This is a genomic window from Acinetobacter sp. ANC 4779 (genome assembly GCF_004331055.1).
Lineage (GTDB): Bacteria > Pseudomonadota > Gammaproteobacteria > Pseudomonadales > Moraxellaceae > Acinetobacter.
In genome coordinates this window covers 73,667-93,116 of the sequence record NZ_SJNU01000010.1, presented here as the reverse complement: position 1 = coordinate 93,116, position 19,450 = coordinate 73,667, and the positions used below count along the sequence as shown (strand labels likewise).

Annotated in this window: 20 protein-coding genes; 12 read left to right on the top strand and 8 right to left on the bottom strand. The window is 39.4% G+C overall.

From position 1 onward, the window contains the following. Positions 1-8 precede the first annotated feature (8 nt). Positions 9-1,889 carry a DNA topoisomerase IV subunit B gene (gene parE / locus E0H80_RS12140; protein WP_131366189.1) on the top strand — a complete coding sequence of 627 codons (1,881 nt, stop codon included), beginning with the start codon at positions 9-11 and terminating at the stop codon, positions 1,887-1,889. A gap of 51 nt (positions 1,890-1,940) precedes the next feature. On the opposite strand, the gene E0H80_RS12135 is transcribed toward parE, so the two are convergent. The 3 genes from E0H80_RS12135 to E0H80_RS12125 all read right to left on the bottom strand — a co-directional run bounded on the left by E0H80_RS12135 (position 1,941) and on the right by E0H80_RS12125 (position 4,116). Next, complete coding sequence (locus E0H80_RS12135) at positions 1,941-2,645, bottom strand: phospholipase D family protein (protein ID WP_131366187.1); 705 nt, start codon at positions 2,643-2,645, stop codon at positions 1,941-1,943. A 120-nt stretch (positions 2,646-2,765) separates the two neighbouring features. Next, positions 2,766-3,269, bottom strand: coding sequence for a GNAT family N-acetyltransferase (locus E0H80_RS12130; protein ID WP_131366185.1), 504 nt, complete (start codon positions 3,267-3,269; stop codon positions 2,766-2,768). A gap of 121 nt (positions 3,270-3,390) precedes the next feature. Next, positions 3,391-4,116 carry an outer membrane protein OmpK gene (locus E0H80_RS12125; protein WP_131366183.1) on the bottom strand — a complete coding sequence of 242 codons (726 nt, stop codon included), beginning with the start codon at positions 4,114-4,116 and terminating at the stop codon, positions 3,391-3,393. Between the two features lie 487 nt (positions 4,117-4,603). Between E0H80_RS12125 and E0H80_RS12120 the strand changes: the two genes are divergently transcribed. The 5 genes from E0H80_RS12120 (at position 4,604) to E0H80_RS12100 (ending at position 9,024) form a co-directional block, all read left to right on the top strand. Next, entirely contained in the window at positions 4,604-4,987 is a 384-nt protein-coding gene (locus E0H80_RS12120; protein ID WP_067869206.1) for an HPF/RaiA family ribosome-associated protein, read from the top strand. A gap of 168 nt (positions 4,988-5,155) precedes the next feature. After that, the gene (locus E0H80_RS12115; RefSeq protein ID WP_131366181.1) at positions 5,156-5,701 is read left to right on the top strand and encodes an ankyrin repeat domain-containing protein; all 546 of its coding nucleotides are present in this window, start codon (positions 5,156-5,158) and stop codon (positions 5,699-5,701) included. A 10-nt stretch (positions 5,702-5,711) separates the two neighbouring features. Then, positions 5,712-6,479, top strand: a complete 768-nt coding sequence (locus E0H80_RS12110) for a transporter (RefSeq protein WP_131366179.1) — start codon at positions 5,712-5,714, stop codon at positions 6,477-6,479. An 18-nt stretch (positions 6,480-6,497) separates the two neighbouring features. Next, positions 6,498-8,339: a protein-disulfide reductase DsbD gene (gene dsbD / locus E0H80_RS12105; RefSeq protein WP_131366177.1), complete on the top strand. Its 1,842-nt coding sequence runs from the start codon at positions 6,498-6,500 to the stop codon at positions 8,337-8,339. Between the two features lie 4 nt (positions 8,340-8,343). Further along, positions 8,344-9,024 carry a glutathione S-transferase family protein gene (locus E0H80_RS12100; protein WP_131366175.1) on the top strand — a complete coding sequence of 227 codons (681 nt, stop codon included), beginning with the start codon at positions 8,344-8,346 and terminating at the stop codon, positions 9,022-9,024. On the opposite strand, the gene E0H80_RS12095 is transcribed toward E0H80_RS12100, so the two are convergent. Next, positions 9,021-10,220: a GGDEF domain-containing protein gene (locus E0H80_RS12095; RefSeq protein ID WP_131366173.1), complete on the bottom strand. Its 1,200-nt coding sequence runs from the start codon at positions 10,218-10,220 to the stop codon at positions 9,021-9,023. The two genes, E0H80_RS12100 and E0H80_RS12095, sit on opposite strands and share 4 nt — an antisense overlap. A 260-nt stretch (positions 10,221-10,480) precedes the next feature. On the opposite strand from E0H80_RS12095, the gene E0H80_RS12090 reads away from it, so the two are divergent. Further along, complete coding sequence (locus E0H80_RS12090; RefSeq protein ID WP_131366171.1) at positions 10,481-11,047, top strand: FMN-dependent NADH-azoreductase; 567 nt, start codon at positions 10,481-10,483, stop codon at positions 11,045-11,047. 78 nt (positions 11,048-11,125) lie between these two features. Here E0H80_RS12090 and E0H80_RS12085 read toward each other — a convergent pair whose 3' ends face one another. Beyond that, positions 11,126-12,037, bottom strand: a complete 912-nt coding sequence (locus E0H80_RS12085) for an alpha/beta hydrolase (RefSeq protein ID WP_131366169.1) — start codon at positions 12,035-12,037, stop codon at positions 11,126-11,128. Between the two features lie 155 nt (positions 12,038-12,192). Between E0H80_RS12085 and E0H80_RS12080 the strand changes: the two genes are divergently transcribed. Then, positions 12,193-12,630 (top strand): DUF2147 domain-containing protein, encoded by a 438-nt coding sequence (locus E0H80_RS12080; RefSeq protein ID WP_131366167.1) that lies wholly within the window; start codon positions 12,193-12,195, stop codon positions 12,628-12,630. 73 nt (positions 12,631-12,703) lie between these two features. Here E0H80_RS12080 and E0H80_RS12075 read toward each other — a convergent pair whose 3' ends face one another. Continuing rightward, positions 12,704-13,051 carry a Spx/MgsR family RNA polymerase-binding regulatory protein gene (locus E0H80_RS12075; RefSeq protein ID WP_131366165.1) on the bottom strand — a complete coding sequence of 116 codons (348 nt, stop codon included), beginning with the start codon at positions 13,049-13,051 and terminating at the stop codon, positions 12,704-12,706. 454 nt (positions 13,052-13,505) lie between these two features. Next, positions 13,506-14,324, bottom strand: coding sequence for an exodeoxyribonuclease III (locus tag E0H80_RS12070; RefSeq protein WP_131366163.1), 819 nt, complete (start codon positions 14,322-14,324; stop codon positions 13,506-13,508). A 40-nt stretch (positions 14,325-14,364) separates the two neighbouring features. On the opposite strand from E0H80_RS12070, the gene pyrE reads away from it, so the two are divergent. Both pyrE and E0H80_RS12060 read left to right on the top strand, forming a co-directional pair. Then, positions 14,365-15,015, top strand: a complete 651-nt coding sequence (gene pyrE / locus E0H80_RS12065) for an orotate phosphoribosyltransferase (RefSeq protein ID WP_131366161.1) — start codon at positions 14,365-14,367, stop codon at positions 15,013-15,015. Positions 15,016-15,902: 887 nt separating this feature from the next. After that, positions 15,903-16,367, top strand: a complete 465-nt coding sequence (locus E0H80_RS12060) for a MarR family winged helix-turn-helix transcriptional regulator (RefSeq protein ID WP_067869243.1) — start codon at positions 15,903-15,905, stop codon at positions 16,365-16,367. A gap of 424 nt (positions 16,368-16,791) precedes the next feature. Here the strand turns inward: E0H80_RS12060 and E0H80_RS12055 are convergent, their stop codons facing one another. Then, complete coding sequence (locus E0H80_RS12055) at positions 16,792-16,986, bottom strand: DUF3565 domain-containing protein (protein WP_131366159.1); 195 nt, start codon at positions 16,984-16,986, stop codon at positions 16,792-16,794. Between the two features lie 117 nt (positions 16,987-17,103). Between E0H80_RS12055 and gshB the strand changes: the two genes are divergently transcribed. After that, the gene (gshB, locus tag E0H80_RS12050) at positions 17,104-18,048 is read left to right on the top strand and encodes a glutathione synthase (RefSeq protein WP_067869248.1); all 945 of its coding nucleotides are present in this window, start codon (positions 17,104-17,106) and stop codon (positions 18,046-18,048) included. Between the two features lie 304 nt (positions 18,049-18,352). Beyond that, positions 18,353-19,450, top strand: a complete 1,098-nt coding sequence (murG, locus tag E0H80_RS12045; RefSeq protein ID WP_131366157.1) for an undecaprenyldiphospho-muramoylpentapeptide beta-N-acetylglucosaminyltransferase — start codon at positions 18,353-18,355, stop codon at positions 19,448-19,450.

The following is a 19,450-nucleotide window of genomic DNA, read 5'->3' as shown; positions in this document are numbered from 1 at the left end:
AGTACAACGTGTCTCAATATACGGCTCAATCACTTGAAGTTTTATCTGGTTTAGATCCGGTTCGTCGTCGTCCGGGAATGTATACCGATACCACTCGTCCAAACCATTTGGCACAAGAAGTCATTGATAACGCTGTGGATGAGGCACTTGCAGGACATGCCGATAAAATTACCGTGACGGTGTATAAAGATGGCTCTTTATCGGTAGAAGACAACGGTCGGGGTATGCCTGTCGATATTCACCCTGAATATGGTCAGAGCGGAATTGAAATTATCATGACCAAATTGCATGCCGGCGGTAAATTCAGTACCGATAACTACCAGTTTTCAGGTGGTTTACATGGTGTGGGAATTTCGGTGGTCAATGCTTTGTCTAACCGGGTGGAAGTTGAAGTTCAGCGCCAGGGCAATGTCTATAAAATGGCATTTGAACATGGTGAACCGGTTACACAGCTGGAAGTTTTGCAAGGCAAAGCACCCAAGCGTGCCTCAGGCACCACGGTGCATTTCTGGCCCGATACCAAATATTTTGATTCACCTAAATTTGCCTTAAAAGCGTTAAAACATAATTTAAAAGCCAAAGCGGTTTTGGCGGCCGGCTTACAAATTGTGTATGTGGATCAAATTAATAACGAAAAAATTGAATGGCAATTTGAAAATGGTCTGGTCGACTATTTGATGGATGAGTTGCAAGACCGTGACATTATTCCCTGTCCTGCTTTTGTCGCAACCGGTGAAGCAGAACGTGCCAGTGTTGAATTTGCAATTTGCTGGAATGCTGAAGGTGGTGAACAGGTTCAGGAAAGTTACGTCAACCTGATTCCAACGGCGCAAGGTGGTACCCATGTGAACGGTCTTCGTTCAGGTGTCACGGATGCCATGCGTGAGTTCTGTGAACTGCGTAATTTATTGCCACGTAATTTAAAGCTTTCTGCAGAAGATGTCTGGGATGGCGTGAACTACATTCTGTCCTTGAAATTTCAGGAACCGCAATTTTCCGGTCAAACCAAGGAGCGTCTTTCAAGTCGTGAAGCATCCAGCATTGTGCTGAATATCGCCAAAGATGCTTTTGCACTGTGGTTGAATCAGAACTCTGATACTGCCATGCAGATCGCTGAAATCATGATTGCCAAAGCCGGTCGTCGTTTAAAAGCAGCAAAAAAAGTTGAACGTAAAAAGATTGTGGCTGGGCCAACTTTGCCGGGGAAACTGTCCGATTGTGTCGGTCATACTCTGGATGAATCGGAACTGTTTATTGTGGAAGGGGATTCTGCCGGAGGTTCTGCCAAACAGGCACGCGATAAGAATTTCCAGGCGATCATGCCGATTCGCGGGAAAATTTTAAACACCTGGGAAGTGGCATCTGATGAAGTTCTGGCTTCTCAGGAAGTACATAATATTGCCATTGCGATCGGGGTCGATCCTGGCAGTGATGACCTTTCAGAATTACGTTATGGCAAAGTGTGCATCCTTGCCGATGCCGATTCAGATGGTTTACATATCGCGACGCTATTGTGCGCATTGTTTGTGAAACATTTCCCGACCTTGGTCGAAGAAGGGCATTTGTATGTGGCCATGCCGCCACTCTTCCGGATTGACGATGGTAAAGACGTTCATTACGCACTGGATGAAGATGAATTAGCCTCAATTTTGAAGAAAACCAAGACCAAAATCCCACAAATTACCCGATTCAAAGGTTTGGGTGAAATGAATGCCAGTCAGCTTCGTGAAACCACTTTAGATCCGGACACTCGCCGTCTGGTGCAACTTGATTTAGACGACATGCAATTTACCACAGGTTTGCTCGATAAATTGCTTGCCAAGAAACGTTCCGGTGATCGTAAAGAGTGGTTAGAACAAAAAGGTAATTTGGCTGATTTGGTGGTGTGATTTTTCACTTAGTATTTGCCAATTAAAAGCCCGCAATCGCGGGCTTTTTGATCAGATTTCTAAACTTTCTGACCACAGAAAATAACCCCCGTATTGGCTGGTTTTAAATTCTCCGCCCATGGCTTTGCCTTGTTCTGTGAGTAAATGTTTGCCATTTTCATTGAGAGTTAACAATCCTTTTTCAACAAATTTATCTAATAAATCAGTAGTTTTTAATTTATGTTTTGCCGCTAATTTTGATGAAGTTAATTTACTTAAATGATCTGCGTCCTCATCGTTTTTTTCTTCAACTTGAGATTGTCCTGCTTTTACTTCATCTAATGAGATTCGAAGTTCATCACTGATGCGAATAATGCGCTGAGATTCTTCATAAGCCTCTTTAAATACTTCAGCATCTTCATATTTACGAATTAAAATACCCATTTCATTATTATTCACTTGACTAAATTCATAGAGATTTAGACTCGAAATAATGCATTCCGATTCATTCATATAACATTTTGCATGCAGGTTTTTGCAAAAGCTGAGGCGTATATAATCAAGTTTTTGCATCCATTTGATTTCATCAGGATGCAAATCACTTTTGCCATAGACAATACGGATATCAATTTTTAAACGGTTTTTGTCTTCTAATAGTTCTTTAATTCGATCATTCAGTCTCAAATAAGGACTGATTAAGATGAGCCGCTCTTTTGCATTTTTAATCAGTTCTTCCAAGAAAAAATTGGTTGCACTGGTGTTTAAAAACTTAGCCATTGATCCCCCAAAAAGGTTTGTTCAAATTATTTTTGGTTATTAAAGCATATACACATCATTTATTTAGCAGTAAATAGAAAAATTTAAGGCATCATTTTGGACGGTTAAATAACCACAGACTTAATCTAATATTAGCTGCATCAATACCAAATCTCTCCATTGACCGAATTTTTGTCCGACTTGCGGCATATAGCCTGTCTGCTTAAAGCCCAACTTATCATGTAATACAATGGAGGCTTTATTTCCATGATCAATCGCAGCGACCATGACATGAATATGATGCTGTTTTGCATGATCGATCAGTTTCAGCATTAAAGCTTTGCCTACGCCTCGTCTGTTAAAGTCGGGATCAATAAACACAGAATGTTCAACAGTGTATTTAAACCCGGTAATTTGACGAAATGAAGAATAATCAGCGTAGCCTGCAATGCATTTAGACTCTAAATCTTCAGCAACAAAGAAAGGAAATTGTTGAAGCGTTAGATCCTTAAACCAATCATGGAAATCATTTAAAGACTTTTGCTTGTCATTCCAGGTTGCAGTTCCATTTAGAATTTCAGCATTATAAATATTCAGGATTTGTTCTAGATCTTGTATTTGAGCGGGACGGATTTGAAAGTCCATTAGCTATGCCGAATAAATAAAGAGAAGCATATTTTAGAAATATTTCCATTTTAGGGCAATAAAAAAGCAAGACCGAAGCCTTGCTTTTAAACACTCATCTAAGATCTAAAAAACGTTGTGCTTAGAAGTGGTATTTAACCAATGCGCTTACGTTGTTTTCATTAGCATTTGGAATACCGAATTTGTTGTTCCAAACGGAATGTTCGATACCCAGGTATAAACGGGTATCTGGTGAAATGTGTTTACCCGCATTCCATTTCCATTGTGTGGTCCAGTTCAATTCACTTGCGTGATCATCTTCAGCAGTAGACCAATCTAAGAAGCCATCAACAAGGAAATCTTCAGAACCTAGTTTAAAAGGAATACCATAAGTGATGGTCATTTGATAATCATCAGCATTATTTTCGTTGTTCGCGCGGTAGAAGTTTACGCTGGCATATTGAGTATAAGGAATATCAAGATCGAAACCTACACCATAGAGGAAGTTGTCGAAGTTGTTGCCATCTTCACTATTACCTTCCCACGTTGTTGCAACCAAGACGTCTTTTACTGGCCCAAATGCAAGTTTTTGACCGGTCACTTCACCCAAGCTTAAACGAGGTGATAATTCAAAATAAGTAGACTTGTGATCATTACCACCACGTAGGCGGTCAACGAAGAAGAATACATCTGCATATTTAACTTTGGCTGCATATTCAACAGTCATAGTGGTTTGCTGATCATCTACCACTTCATAGTTTTCACCATAAAGACCAGTCACGCTGAAGTCTTGCCAGATTGGCGCAGCTTGAGTAAGTGCAGCAGTTGAAGCCAATGCACATGTAGCAAAAATTTGTGTAAGTTTCATTAAAAATATCTCCCCCGAGAAGCAAGCAAAGCATACAGATTCTTTAGCAAAAATAAAGCCAAAATTGATCAATGACTCAAAAATAATTTAATGGCCAAAATGTTTTTGAGCTTAAAATTACGCTACAGCTTTGATACTCAAAAATTACATACGGATAAAAAAGATAAATCACTTTTAAACCTGATTTTTGATCAATAAAAAATAATATGAGATTTTTCAAATAACTTGGCAAATAAAGTTTAATCACATAGTTTTCATATGGATATTAAAAAAATATCAAAATACTACTTGCATCTGCTTCGCTTAGCCCCTTATATTCGAAGCATAAGGACACGATTCTGCAGACTCAAAAGTGTTCATCGTTCAATGTGGAGGAATTCGTTCCAAACTAATTTGAAGATGTTTCGCGCTGTTTTTACAGCAAGTTTAAACGTGCCAAGATAAGAAGTTTTGCACAAAAGATGTGAATAAAAGAGGATGAAATTATATGAACATTGAAATCCGTACAGATAAAAACATTCAAAATAGTGAACGTTTAATTACTTATGTTCGTGCAGAACTGAATGCAGCATTCCAACGTCATAGCGAACGTATTACTCACTTTTCAGTTCATTTTAGTGACGAAAATGCAGCCAAAGGCGGTGCAGATGATATTCACTGCATGATTGAAGCGCGTCCAGCAGGGTTGAAACCTGTAGTGGTCAACCATCGCGGTCATAATATTGATACTGCCATTCATGGGGCCATCGATCGTTTGAAACGCAGTTTAGAGCATCTGTTCGAGAAGAAAGAAAACCCTCGTGCGGCAGTGCCGGTATTTGCTGAAGTCAACGATGCTGATACTGAGGATGCCGAGGATTTAAAAGATTAACTGGCTACGTGCTTCATTAAATAGGAAAAAAGCTCTTCGGAGCTTTTTTTACGTGTGCATGTTATGAAAGCAAAATAAATAATAAATATGCTTGTTATACATTTATCTAAAACAAATCAGCGTTTATTGGGCATAATAGTTTAAAACTGATTGAAGAGAACTTTCTCCATGTTAACAGCGCAACAACAAGTCTTTGTACAAGCAATAGAAGAACTCGATCTTGCTCAAGTGCAACGCCTTTTGGCAGAAGGTCTCGACCCTAATTTTATTGATCCGGAAAAAGGTCCTGTCATTTCTGTCTGGTCAGATGGTTTATTTAAATGGTGGGAACAGATTTGTGAAGCCCATGAAGCAGGTTCACCTTTGTCTGAAGAAGAAAAACAACAAAGTTTGACGGTACATATTGAAATTTTAGAAGCGCTTATTCAGGCCAAAGCCAATATACATTTATGGGATGCTGAAGAACTGTATGGTCCATTATGGGATGCTGCCAGTGCTGCCTGTGTGCCTGCAGTAAAACGCTTACTCGATGAAAAAGTAGATCCAAACAGCAAGGATGAAGAAGGGCTTACTATTTTATCTTCAATCAGCGATTTATTCTTCGATTGTGATTTTGATGCAATTAACTGGTCAGAAGCTTTGGCAGAAGAAAAACAAACCTTAGAATTGCTCCGTAGCCACGGTGCTAAAATGACCAAAGAATTAACACAATAGCGAGAGAAAAATGTCAGCAGTAAAAATATTAGCTTTGATTGTTGCGGCAGGTTTTAGTATGAATACTATGGCTGCTGAATTTTCCTTCGACCGTCCGGGGGAAGGTTTCAGTACCGGTATTACTCCAGTCGGGCAACTGGCATGGGAACAAGGTTTACCGAATGTCAGTTATAACCAAACCACGGTAGAGGGCGAACAACAAAAAACGGTCACTTTAAATGCAGATATGTTATTGCGTACCGGTTTGGCCAAAGACCTCGAGTTACAACTGGGATGGCAAGGTCCAGCGTGGAGCAAAGTAAAACGTGCAGGTCAGTCAGTTGAAGAAGATGGTTTGGGCGATGTCAGCATCGGACTTAAAAAAGCCATTGATCTGGATGATGACAAGCTGTCTATGGCTATTTTGGCAGAAGCCATTTTAGCGACAGGAAATGATGGCTTTAGCAATCATGATGATATTTATAGCCTGAGCTCTGCCGTAGCTTATGAAGCGACCGATCTGATTAAGACGTCAATCACCATGCGTTACGAAGTCCAAAACAGTAATTGGGCGGTGACGGCTGTCCCAGTCATTGAATATAAAATTGCGGATAAGTGGTCTGGTTTTTCTGAGTTGATTTATCGTAAAGCTGAAAGTGAACCTAATGAATATTCATTGGGTTCTGGTGTTATCTATGCACTAAATGACCACGTGCAAATGGATGCCAGTGTGGGTGTGGACTTGAATGGCAGAGATAAAAGCTATCAATCAGGTTTGGGTGTTTCCTTCTTATTTTAATTAAAAATATATAACCATATGAAAAAGCATCTTCAAGATCTTGAGTTCTTGGGCAAGTCTGCAATTAGTGGATTGATTTGTACTGTCATTTTCTTATTTTCAATGAGCTTACAGGCGCAGGATCAATTACTTTCCGCAGAAGATGCTTTCTCTTTTACGGTTGAATCCAACCGTGAGCATGAAGCTCAGCTGAATTGGAAAATTCCGGATGGTTATTATTTATATCAACATAAGTTTGAAGTTAAGCAGGGAACACAAAAACTGGCTTTAAACCTGCCTAAAGCCAGCGATCTAAATGATGAAAACTATGGTCATACCCAAGTTTATTTTCACAATGTCCAATTCAATATTCCGACCGAAGCATCAGAAAATTATCAGGTGATCTGGCAGGGCTGTGCCCAAGATCGTATTTGTTATCCACCCCAAACGGTCGAGTTTCACACCGATGTCGATGGCTTGGTGCTTCTGCAAAATCAGGCCAAATCCAGCAAACGTTTGCTGGATCTTTCACAGTCGTCAAATAGCATCACAAAGCCTAATACATCTTTTGCAGCTGAACAAAATCATTCAGAAAATGCTAAACCTTCAGTTACCCTAGATAGTGCTCAAGATCAGATGTGGTCAGAAAAACTGGCTAAAAATTCTTTGTTTTATAGCTTGTTGCTGTTTTTTGGCTTAGGTATCTTACTGGCATTCACGCCATGTTCCTTACCGATGTTACCGATCTTGACCTCGTTAATCGTGCGTGACAGCAAGGGCTTAAAAGCCTGGATGATTGCCTTGGTCTTTGTCTGTAGCATGGCCATGGTCTATGCCATTTTAGGTTTAATCGCATCATCAGCAGGACTGAATTTCCAGCGCTGGTTGCAGCAGCCTTCTACCCTGATTGCTTTTAGCGTGCTCTTTGTCCTGTTCGCCTTAAATTTATTTGGCCTGTTTGAAATTAAATTGCCGCAAGGCTGGGTTAATCGACTGGACCAAGCCCAGTCGATACAAAAAGGTGGCAGCTTAATTGGCGCAGCTATTATGGGCATGATTTCGGCACTGTTGGTTGGGCCGTGTATGACCGCACCTTTAGCAGGAGCGTTGTTATTTATTTCCCAGACCCAAAGTCAGTGGCAGGGAGCAATCTTGCTGTTCACGCTGGGTTTTGGTATGGGAACTCCCTTGCTTCTGGCCAGTGTGTTAGGTTCCAAGGTTCTGCCTAAAGCCGGGCTATGGATGCACCAGATTAAGGTGTTCTTTGCCTTTATCATGTTGGCCCTAGCCCTGTATTTTATTCGTCCGTTAATTTCTGAAGCTTGGCTGCAATGGTTAAGTTTGGGCTTAGGCATCATTTTTATCGCTTATTTAAGCTCTCGAATCATGCGACAAACAGCTCCATTTAAATGGCTGTATATTTTGGCATTGCTCGTGGTGGTTCCGTATCTGGCTTATACGCAATATCAACACAGTCAACGCTTCTTTGTCGAACAAAGCACTACTCAGGCAACATGGCATGTGGCAAAAACAGCCGATGAATTTCAGCAGTTATTAGCCAGTGCACCCTCAGATCAAGGCATTATTATTGATGTATATGCCGATTGGTGCGTGGCCTGTCAGCCGATTGAACATCGTGTCTTAAAATCAGCACAAGTGCAGCAAGCCTTGGCAGCTTATTTTCTGATTAAACTGGATTTGAGTCATTACGATGCAACCCATCAGGCATTGCTGAACCACTGGGATATTTTAGGCCCACCGACCTATTTATTCTTAAATTCAAAACAACAAGAAATTCGCGGTTTACGTTTAACCGGAGCATTTAGCGAAGCCGAATTATTGAAACAGCTTGATCTGTTTCAAAAGCATACAGGACAATAAGTTCATGTATCAGCTCTATATTGCCAATAAAAATTATTCCAGTTGGTCCATGCGTCCATGGTTGGTACTGAAGGCATTTAATTTGCCATTTGAAGAAATCCTGCTTCCGTTTCCTTTAGATCGCGGCACAGGTACTTTTAAACAAAAAGTACGGACGATTAATCCGAATGGTAAAGTCCCGGTGTTAATTGATGATGGGCTGATGCTGTGGGATTCTTTGGCCATTTGTGAATATCTGGCAGAACAACATCCAGATCAGGCTTTATGGCCACAAGATATTAAGCAACGTGCACGTGCACGCTGTATTACGGCAGAAATGCACAGCGGATTCCCTACTTTACGCAATGCTTGCGCCATGAATATCCGGGCGAATCTGGATGATGTAGGGAGACGTTTATGGCAGGACAATGCGGAGCTGCGTCAGGATGTGGCACGTATCGAGCAGATCTGGTCTGAACGCCCAGAATCGCATCGTTTTTTATGTGGCGAATTTTCAATTGCCGATGCATTTTATGCACCCATGGTAATGCGCTTAATGACTTATAATCTGCCTGTAATTGAGTCTACACAGCAGTATATGCAAACCATGCTGCAACATGCTGCCGTAAAAGTCTGGATGGATGGCGCATTACAAGAAGACGCGTGGGTGAATTATTTAGAGTCGTATCAACAGAAACCGCTTTAACCCAGCTTGGCTTCACTCAACAATTCTTCTTGATAGCATTTGACCTGATTACGGCCACATGCTTTTGCTTGATAAAGTGCTTTATCTGCTTGGCTTAACAATTGTTGCGGTCTAAGTTGGGTATTGGATAATGCAATCCCAAAACTGGCTGTGACCCGAATGCTCTCACCCACATCACTGATCAAATTTAGCTGTTGAATGGCTTGGCGACAACGCTCAGCAATAATTTTCGCTTGTTCTAAAGAAGATTGATTCAGAATCAGAATAAATTCCTCTCCGCCAAAGCGACCCACCACATCGCTATCCCGAATGATTTGGGAAAGCACTTCACTGACTTTAATCAGGGTTTCATCGCCTTTATCATGTCCGTATTGGTCATTAATCCGTTTAAAATGATCCAGGTCAATTAACACCAATGCATAAGATGATGTTGGTTTGCGCTCTAATTTTTCTAGACAATCGTTAATACTGCGACGGTTAAGCGCATTGGTAAGTGGGTCAATTTGACTTAAATGTTGAATTAATTTTTCTCTATGCCGCCATTGACTGAGTAAAATTTCAAATAAAATTAAACAGGTCATCAAAATGGGTGCAATGAAATACATCATCGTAAGCACCCAAAACATATTTTGATAGGGAAGACTCTGTAGATAAAAAATAGGTGCGTAGCTGATTTGACCTTGTAAGCTTAAATAGCCACATAAGAGCAAATATAGAGTAGCTGGAATCAATGCAGAGTAAATAATTTTACGTTTAAAAAGCACCAGGCCCACAGTCACCAAACTAATGTAAGAGATCATGGTGGCGGGACTAAGAACCCCAACGATATAGCCATCGCGGCATAATGAAATTACAAAAATGGCGACACATACATAAGGCAGCCACTGCTGTACCGCAGGTTTTTTTCGCCAGATGGAACAGGGATAAATCAGCCCAATAAAAACCATCAAGCTGAGGATATTGAGTCCAAGCTGGAGCTTGAGTAAAGGCAAATTCACCCAGTGCCATACATGAGGTGAAAGAAGCACAAAAACTTTCCAGACAATCCAAAGCACATGCACCAAACTTCCTAAAATAAGCATCAGGATGCATTTATTGAGGACGCTCCAGTTCATTACGACTTCATCTTCTATCAGATATTTCGCAATTTTTTCTTTGAGTGAGGAGCTGAGATTGGGGGGAAAGGTTTGCTTCATTCGATAGATATGACCTTTAGATCTTCAAATTATGTATTAATGATCAGTTGATCTGATTTATTTTTAATAATTCATAACATAGCACGTTTTTTTATGAATGGTAATGGCTATATTTTGTACTATTCGCTATAAAAATGGATTTTATCGGAATGTTTATTGTTCTAAATATAAAACAGTGTGTTGTGGATAAGGATATTATTCTATTTTTGTTAATCGATTAAACTGGGTTCATTGAATAAATAAACATTAAGGTTTTGAGCATGAAAGTTTTACATATCGATTCAAGTATTTTAGGCAGTGCTTCAGTTTCACGTCAATTAAGCCAAGCCATTGTTGATCAATTACAGACTAAACATGCAGATTTAGCTGTGGATTATTTAGATTTAGCTGCACAGCCTATTCCGCATTTAACTGGTGCGATTTTAATGGGGCAAGATGCAGAACAAGCTGCTTTGAGTGAAAAAATTATTCAGCAATATCTGGATGCAGATATCGTGGTCGTGGGTGCAGCCATGTATAACTTCGGTTTGACTTCAACCTTGAAAGCCTGGATTGACCGTATCAGCGTAGCGGGTAAAACCTTTAAATATACTGAGAATGGTCCAGTCGGTTTAGCAGGTGAGAAAAAAGTTTATATCGCCAGTAGTCGTGGTGGCGTCTATGGTGAAAATAGCCCAGTCGATTTTCAGGAAGGCTTTTTGAAAACTGTATTTAACTTTACGGGTGTGAATGATGTGGAAATTATTCGCGCTGAAGGCGTGAATATGGGACCAGAGTTGAAAGACAAAGCCATTTCTAGCGCTTTAACTCAAGTCCAAGCGCTGTAATTTTTAAAAAATAGCATATTCTTTTGGGTCAGCTTCTGCTGACCTTTTTTATGTCCATAATTTTTTTAATCATAAAATCTAGTCTTTATCGAGTTTGTGCGCAAATTCAGCCAGATCAGCCAAGGCCTGTTGACCTTCATCAAACCAGGTGTGAAACATCTGAAAGTTATGCCACATACCGGTATAGAGTTTATAGGTCAGATCCACACCGGCTTGTTCCGCTTTTTCTTTAAACCGTTGCGCGTCATCCAGTAAAATTTCTTTAGAACCGACTTGAACCAGAATGGGGGGCAATCTGCTTAAGTCTGCAAATAACGGTGAAATGGCAGGGTCGGCAGCGTCCACAGATTTAGGTAGGTAATAGTCAATCCCTGCTTCTAAAGTTTCAATAGAGAGTAGTGCATCGTGTTTACGGTTATAGCGCAAAGATTCACTGCTTAAAGACAAATCTAAAAATGGAGATAACAGCATCAGTCCACTCACTTGAGGAAGGCCTTCATCACGGATTTTAACTGCCAGACCCAAAGCCAAATTAGCACCACAAGAGTCACCGGATAAAATAATGTCTTTGGCTTGAATCCCTTGACCTAACAAGGTGGTATAGATATCAAAAATCGCATCGCTAGCTTCAGGATAGACCGACTCTGGAGCTAAGGGATAGTTGACGTGAAGCACTTGCATCTGTGTACGTGCAGCAACATGGGTTAAAAAGGCACGATGGGTCTTGAGTGAACCCAAAAAGAATGCACCGCCATGAATATGCAAAATCAGTTGTGTTGATTCGCTTTGCGGTTTTATTTCTTCAGCATGCAAGCCGGCCAAGCGTAGCGGTCTGATCTGAACTTCTGTGTTACTTGGAAAGGCACGACACATTTGCTCCAAAGCAAAACGTATCGAGTTGGGTGGCAAGTTAAACTGACTGGGGGTACGGATCGTCGTTTTTAAAATGCTCTCTGTAATTAATTGTTTCCATAACGGGCTTAACTTCATATTTTTTCCATCTTGTTATATCTTTTAAGGGATGATTGGATATTTACCAATTCAAGTTACAAGATTACACTAAACGGTCACACTGAAAAATTGCAAAAATGTTGTGACTTTTTAATACTAAAGCCGTCTATACCAGACTAGGGAAACGAAAAAAAATGAAAAAAATTGCACTTGCACTAGGATTGCTCGGATTAACAGCTTTGGCTAATGCTGCTGATCCACTAAATGGTACTGTTTGGAAAACGATTGATGATAAAACAAAACAACCCAAAGCAATCGTAAAATTTACTGAACAAAAAAATGGCACATTGTCTGCCAGTATTCAAGAGGTTTTGACACCGGGTGAAGAAAAAGCATGTTCAAAATGTGAAGGCCCATATCATAACAAATCTTTAAAAGGTCTAAAGATCGTTCATGGTCTTAAAAATGCAGGGGGTACAAGTTATGATCAAGGAACTATTCTTGACCCTTCTTCTGGAAAAACCTACAAGTTAAAAGGTCAAATCATTGAAGGTGGTAAAAAACTAGAATTACGCGGCTTTATTGGCGTATCAGTTTTAGGGCGTAACCAAACTTGGATTCGTGCAAACTAATTTTAATCAGTAAAATTATAAAAAAAGCCTGACATGATCAGGCTTTTTTTATGGACGGCATAATGGTCAATTTTTACTTTAAAGTTCTATAAGCAGCTTCATCGTATCCGATGATATAACCTTGCTCGGTTTGCAGTACCGGACGTTTAATTAAGCTGCTATGCGTAGTCAAGGCAGAAATTAAATTTGATTGATTCTCTAGTGCAGTTTGTTGTTGTTCTTCGCTGAGTTTGCGCCAGGTGGTTCCTTTCTTATTAAGAATCAGATCTTGTCCAACTTCATCGAGCCATTTTTTTAAAGTTTCAGCATCAATGCCTTGTTTTTTGTAGTCATGAAATTCATAGGCCAGACCCAGTTCATTCAATAAGTCGAAGACTTTCTTCATTGAATTACAATTTTTGATGCCATAAATTTTAAGCATAAGAGGATCATTCCATTTTCGATTGCTGAATAGCCTAGCGAAAATTATCCAGAAGCTCTAGAGCTAATTAAAAGTATTAAAAATTAAATATGGATGTCATCAAATTGACATTTAGGTTCGGCAATATAATGACTATATAGATAAGAATAACTTGATTATAAAAATTATAAGTTTAACAGATGTATAAAAGAGAAAACCCGCATTTAATCATCCTGATCATGCGGGTCTCATTTCAACGTCCATTGTCACATCCTTGCAAAATAAGCTACCGAAGCGGTTTATTTTGTTTCATCCTACGGCGTCCTGTCCTTTTGCTGTCATCCTGACGTATCCCTTTGCCGTGAAGCCATAATGCACTCAAAACACTTGTATAAAAATATACAAACGCGTCAAGTGTTGTAGGTTTTTGGATGGTATTGAGTGAACGTATGTTCACTCAATTAAATCTTATTGATTAGATTTTATAATCAATAATTACCGGAGCATGGTCGCTGAACCAAGTGTCTTTATAGACCCAGGCATTGATTGTGCGGTCTTTCCAGTCAGGTGAACAGGCGTGGTAATCGATCCGCCAACCCACGTTTTTGGCACGGGCCTGTCCGCGGTTTGACCACCAAGAATAAAGTTCAGCTTCCTTACGCACTTCACGGAAAGTATCGACATAACCCAGATCATCATAAATATGATCGAGCCAAGCACGTTCATGCGGCAAGCAGCCTGAAGATTTCTGGTTGCCGGTCCAGTTCTTAATATCAATCCGTTTATGCACAATGTTGTAATCGCCACAGACAATGATCGATTTATCCTCATTGCGCCATTGTTTTAGAATGTCCTGATATTGATCTAGAAAGTGGTCTTTACGCGCTTGCGCTTCTTCACCTGATGAACCGGAAGGTAAATACAGTGAACAAATATGAACAGTTTTATCCAAGCCTAAGTCAAATTCAGCAGATATAAAACGACCTTGAGAATCTGCCAATTCAAAACCCAAACCGTCAGTCACTGAGACAAAGGGCAAGCGGCTATAAATGGCAGTACCGGCATAGCCTGCACGTTCAGCAGGGAACAGATGGGTATACCAACCTTCCGGTCTAAACTTTTCAGTCCACTGCGCATGCGTGATCCGGCTTTCCTGCATACAAATCACATCGGCTTCTGACTGTTCCATCCATTCAAGCAAGCCTTTGGTCACTGACGAACGTAAACCATTTACGTTAATGGAAACGACTCTTAGAATTTTTTGATCACTTGGATAGCTACTCTTTGGTATCATGCGCAAGTCTTACCTCTATTTATGAATTTTGGAGCACCTCATGACTTCGCCAGCTCAATTTAACCCTCAAGCTTTTATCGAACTTGCATTATCACGTGGTGTGCTTAAATTTGGTGAGTTTACTTTAAAATCGGGTCGTGTGAGTCCTTATTTTTTTAATGCCGGTTTGCTCAATGATGGCGAAGCATTAACCCTATTGGCTTCAGGCTATGCAGATAAATTAACCACTTGCGATAATGTTGAAGTGATTTTTGGACCTGCCTATAAAGGTATTCCATTTGTCGCTGCAACGGCTGTGGCTTTGTCACAAAATCATGCTGTGAGCGTACCTTGGGGCTTTAACCGTAAAGAAGCCAAAGATCACGGCGAGGGTGGTGTACTTGTTGGTGCTTCAGTTAACGGTAAAAAAGTCTGGATTATTGATGATGTGATTACTGCAGGTACCGCCATTCGTGAAGTGGTGACTGTGCTTAAAAATGCCGGTGCGCAAATTGCCGGAGTATTGGTGGCATTAGACCGTCAGGAAAAAGGTCAAGGTAGCTTGTCTGCAATTCAGGAAGTGCAACAAGAACTGGAAATTCCTGTACATGCTTTAATTACCATGAAAGATTTGATGGACTTCCTGGATGCAAAAGGCGAGAAAGAGGCTTTAGCAAAAATGGAAGATTACCGTGTCAAATACGGCATCTGATGCTTAGATAGATTAAGAAAGGAAGCTTAATGCTTCCTTTTTTATGATTTTAAGAAAGTGATAAATTATTAAAATAAAAAGTTAGTAGATTTAGGCAAGTATTCGCAATATTGAGAGTGTGTTTGTCTCTAGTTATAGAAGATATTGAGCTTTAATTTTTTGTTGATACTTCAATCTGCAGAATTTAAACAATTTTTTAATCGGTTCACCAGTTGGAGAGAAAAATTAAGCATTGAACATAGAGGTCTATTTCAGAATAGCCATTAAGTGAAGAAGTATTCTCGACTCCCGGTAAAGACCCTGAATGGGGTTAAAGTAAAAAATTATTTTTTAGAAATATTAAATAAAATGATCCTTATAAAATAAACTGCTATTTCATAAATTAAACAAAATGCACCTTATATAAAAATATAAATAGACGACTTTTCCTATTATTTTTTAACCCCATAATTTTATGCATGAGAATTTATCTAAATTAAAAATATTTATTACAAGAATTTAAAGCTGTTCCATTAAGTTGAGACGCAGTGAAATAGATGATTTTTATCTGGAAAATAATGTTAATCATGTCACATTTTCATACATTTGGGTAGATAGTTTGGTATTTTTTGTGATAGATCATTTAACCATTAAAGTGATTTAATCTGCTTGCACAATAACAATAAATAAATACAAAAGAGGACGTTATATGGTACTTGGCTCTCTAATTCTTTTTATAAATCCAGCTCATAGAAAGCAAAGGAAGAATTAGAGAGTCAATCTTTAAAAAAACAGATTGTATAGCGAAATTAGTAAGACCAAGTTCATTTAATAAATAGAGCAGTCACTAATGGGTGTAAATTTTTTAAACAATTTAAATGGCTATAATAAATGAGAGAGATAAAGTCATGACAAAAAGGTTCAATAAGTTTTTATCTGCTGCCGCAGATTTTAATTTGGAAAATTCTCCATATTACTGGATCACTCAAGTGCATGCTCAATATATACAGAATGTTGATCATGCATTAAAGAAATATGGTTTAGATAATTCTCGCCGTCGTATTTTACTGGCTTTAAAATCTAAAAATAATGCAAGCGTATCTGAGTTGTCAGAAATGGTCATTTCTAAAATGTCGACGACCACCAAAATCGTTTATCGTTTAAAAGATGAAGGATTGGTAGATACCTACTGTTGCGAAGATGATGGTCGAATTACCCGGGTTTTATTAACCGAAAAAGGACAGCAAATGAGCCAAAAAATTAATGACCTTAGTCATATCGTTTTGGAACCATCTTTTGACGGGTTAACTCCCTTACAAATTGAGAAAATGTTAGAGAATCTTAAGCTTATTTTTAAAAATCTAGCCCATTAAGCTCAATTTAATTAAGAAGAAGTTTGAGGTGGTTCAGTAATTTATTTTTGTTTTATGGGAATATGCATAATTCATTTTCACTTCAGGAAAGCGGGTATATTTTATATAGCTCAGCTTGATGGTTATGCAGTGGATTTAGCATGAGAGTTTTTTCTTAGCCAGATTTTAAAATAATCAAAAATGAACGTAAAAGGGTTAGCATTATATAAATTAAAAATGCTGATCCTTTATGTGAGCTCATCAAATTTATAAAACAATAATTAGAGATTAGATAAGTACGATAAACAATCGATAAGGTATTTTCAGTAAGAGTGTTTGAAAATTTTGCCAATAAATTTGGCATCTTCTGATTCTTTAAAGGGTTGCTATACTTATATATTAGGCATGAATAGCCCACTGCACACAGATTGATAGATGATAAAAGCTACTCGCTTTGTTCATCACACTTTTTACATTCCAACATTAAACCTACTTTCTCTTGCCGTCCTTGTTCAGTCATCACCCAAGGACGGTTTTGCCACGGCGGATTATGTCGAACATGCTGTCCATGACCACAGGCCAAATCTGCCACCCAGTCATTTTCTTTATCCAAATGAAAACCAATAATTGCCTGTTGCATCAGCTGTTCCTGAAAGTGTTTTATACAATCCTATAAAAGGTTTACCAAAATTGAGAAAAAAGAAAGATTAAACTCCGTTATACTTTTCTCAATTTAAAAATATATGAGCAGATCGATATGCGCGTACTTGTTGTGATGGATCCCATCGAAAATGTAAACCTGAAAAAAGATTCTTCTATGGCGATGCTTTGGGCAGCCAGCCGTCGTGGACACGAGTTGGGTTATGCGTTACAGCAAGATCTCTATATCGAACACGGTAAGGCATTCGGTTTAATTTCAGCATTAAAAGTATTTGAAGACTATAACCATTACTATGAACTGGGTGAAAAGAAAAAAGAATCGATTGCCGACTATGACGTGGTGTTAATGCGTAAAGACCCACCGTTTGACATGAACTTTGTCTATACCACTTATATTTTGGAACAGGCAGAGCGTGAAGGGGCGTGGATTATTAACAAGCCGCAAAGCCTGCGTGACTGTAATGAAAAACTCTTTGCTACCCAGTTCCCTGAACTTCAGGTACCGACTTTGGTAAGCTCAAATGAAGGTCTGATCCGTGAATTCCTAAAAGAACAAGTGGATGTGATTGTGAAACCCCTCGATGGGATGGGCGGTACGGGCATTTTCCGCTTATATCAAGATGGTATAAATATTGGTTCTACCATTGAAATGCTAACCAATAACGGTAACCAGCCAATTATGGCACAGCGCTATATTCCAGAAATTGTCGAAGGTGATAAACGTATTTTGATGATTAATGGTGAACCGGTACCTTATTGTTTAGCGCGTATTCCACAAAATGGTGAAGTACGTGGCAACTTGGCGGCAGGTGGTTTGGGTCAAGCCCGTCCCTTAAGTGAAAATGATAAAGCGATTGCTGCAAAAGTCGGCCCTTACTTACGTGAAAAAGGTCTGGTTTTTGTAGGATTGGATGTGATTGGCAATTACGTGACAGAAATTAATGTTACCAGTCCTACTTGTATCCGTGAAATTGATGATCAATTCGGAACATCAATTGCAGATGATTTATTTGATGTTTTAGAAGCCGGCTTGAAAGCTTAAATTCTTTTTCTTGAAAAGAGTCCAATCCGGGCTCTTTTTTATCGAAACTTGTGGGGCAAAAGCGGATTAAATTGATCAGCTGATCAAAAACAAAGTCACGAAATTGGATAAAAAATGCATTAAATTGTATATTTTTCCTCGATTAATAATAAAACTAGTTTAAACTTTTAAATCGGTAGAAAAAAACAATGAAGCGCTTCGTGAAAAAAAGTAAATAACCTTTCACGGTTATGTGTTTGTGATTACAATTGATCGCTTAAAATCGTATTTCGTTATCCTTATTTTAGAATTGAAGAATTAGACTGTGACTGAAGCAACGCAAACAAAGCCCAAACATGTCATGATGATGGCCGCAGGTACGGGCGGACATGTTTTTCCAGCGCTCGCTGTTGCTAAAGAATTACAGCAACAAGGGATACAGGTGTCTTGGCTGGCAACGCCTGCAGGCATGGAAAATCGGCTGTTAAAAAATCACAATATCCCAATTTATCAAATTGATATTCAAGGTGTGCGTGGCAATGGTGTGGTGCGTAAATTATTGGCACCTTTTAAAATTTTAAAAGCAACCTTAAGTGCCATGCGCTATATGAAACAGCTCAATATTGATGCTGTTGCCGGTTTTGGCGGTTATGTGGCAGGACCGGGCGGTCTGGCTGCGCGTGCCTTGGGTATTCCTGTCATTATCCATGAGCAAAATGCGATTGCAGGGTTTACCAATACCCAGTTATCCCGTATTGCTAAAACCGTGTGTCAGGCTTTTCCAGATACTTTTGTTGCAAGTAAAAAAATAGTGACGACCGGTAATCCGGTACGCAAAGAAATTACAGAAATTTTAAATCCGTCTTGGCGTTATCAAGAACGTGAAAAAGCAGCACAGCCTTTACAGATTTTAATTGTCGGTGGTTCATTAGGTGCGCAAGCATTGAATGAACGTGTGCCGGAAGCATTGAAGCAACTCAATATACCCATGCAGGTATTTCATCAATGTGGTCAAAAGCATCAGCATGCAACGCAAGCACGTTATCGTGATGCACCTGCAACCTTGCAGGTTGAAGTGCAGCCGTTTATTGAAGATATGGCCAAAGCCTATTCGGATGCAGATTTAATTATTTGCCGCGCGGGTGCGTTAACAGTGACCGAAATAGCAACTGCGGGTGTGGCTGCGGTTTTTGTACCCCTGCCAAGTGCAGTGGATGATCATCAAACTGCAAATGCCAAATTCCTTGCGAATATCAATGCTGCGAAAATTTGTCCGCAAGCCAGTATGACTGTGGATCATTTAAAAGAATTGCTAACCCCCCTGATGAATCGCCAATTGCTGTCAGAAATGGCAGTCAAAGCTCGTCAAAAAGCACAACCTGATGCAACCCAGCATGTGGTTCGTTTAATTCAAGAATTGTAA

Coding starts and splice junctions, on each gene's coding strand:
- E0H80_RS12135 (WP_131366187.1), bottom strand. CDS start 2,645: ATGGCTAAGTTTTTAAACACCAGTGCAACCAATTTTTTCTTGGAAGAA.
- E0H80_RS12130 (WP_131366185.1), bottom strand. CDS start 3,269: ATGGACTTTCAAATCCGTCCCGCTCAAATACAAGATCTAGAACAAATC.
- E0H80_RS12125 (WP_131366183.1), bottom strand. CDS start 4,116: ATGAAACTTACACAAATTTTTGCTACATGTGCATTGGCTTCAACTGCT.
- E0H80_RS12120 (WP_067869206.1), top strand. CDS start 4,604: ATGAACATTGAAATCCGTACAGATAAAAACATTCAAAATAGTGAACGT.
- E0H80_RS12115 (WP_131366181.1), top strand. CDS start 5,156: ATGTTAACAGCGCAACAACAAGTCTTTGTACAAGCAATAGAAGAACTC.
- E0H80_RS12110 (WP_131366179.1), top strand. CDS start 5,712: ATGTCAGCAGTAAAAATATTAGCTTTGATTGTTGCGGCAGGTTTTAGT.
- dsbD (WP_131366177.1), top strand. CDS start 6,498: ATGAAAAAGCATCTTCAAGATCTTGAGTTCTTGGGCAAGTCTGCAATT.
- E0H80_RS12100 (WP_131366175.1), top strand. CDS start 8,344: ATGTATCAGCTCTATATTGCCAATAAAAATTATTCCAGTTGGTCCATG.
- E0H80_RS12095 (WP_131366173.1), bottom strand. CDS start 10,220: ATGAAGCAAACCTTTCCCCCCAATCTCAGCTCCTCACTCAAAGAAAAA.
- E0H80_RS12090 (WP_131366171.1), top strand. CDS start 10,481: ATGAAAGTTTTACATATCGATTCAAGTATTTTAGGCAGTGCTTCAGTT.
- E0H80_RS12085 (WP_131366169.1), bottom strand. CDS start 12,037: ATGAAGTTAAGCCCGTTATGGAAACAATTAATTACAGAGAGCATTTTA.
- E0H80_RS12080 (WP_131366167.1), top strand. CDS start 12,193: ATGAAAAAAATTGCACTTGCACTAGGATTGCTCGGATTAACAGCTTTG.
- E0H80_RS12075 (WP_131366165.1), bottom strand. CDS start 13,051: ATGCTTAAAATTTATGGCATCAAAAATTGTAATTCAATGAAGAAAGTC.
- E0H80_RS12070 (WP_131366163.1), bottom strand. CDS start 14,324: ATGATACCAAAGAGTAGCTATCCAAGTGATCAAAAAATTCTAAGAGTC.
- pyrE (WP_131366161.1), top strand. CDS start 14,365: ATGACTTCGCCAGCTCAATTTAACCCTCAAGCTTTTATCGAACTTGCA.
- E0H80_RS12060 (WP_067869243.1), top strand. CDS start 15,903: ATGACAAAAAGGTTCAATAAGTTTTTATCTGCTGCCGCAGATTTTAAT.
- E0H80_RS12055 (WP_131366159.1), bottom strand. CDS start 16,986: ATGCAACAGGCAATTATTGGTTTTCATTTGGATAAAGAAAATGACTGG.
- gshB (WP_067869248.1), top strand. CDS start 17,104: ATGCGCGTACTTGTTGTGATGGATCCCATCGAAAATGTAAACCTGAAA.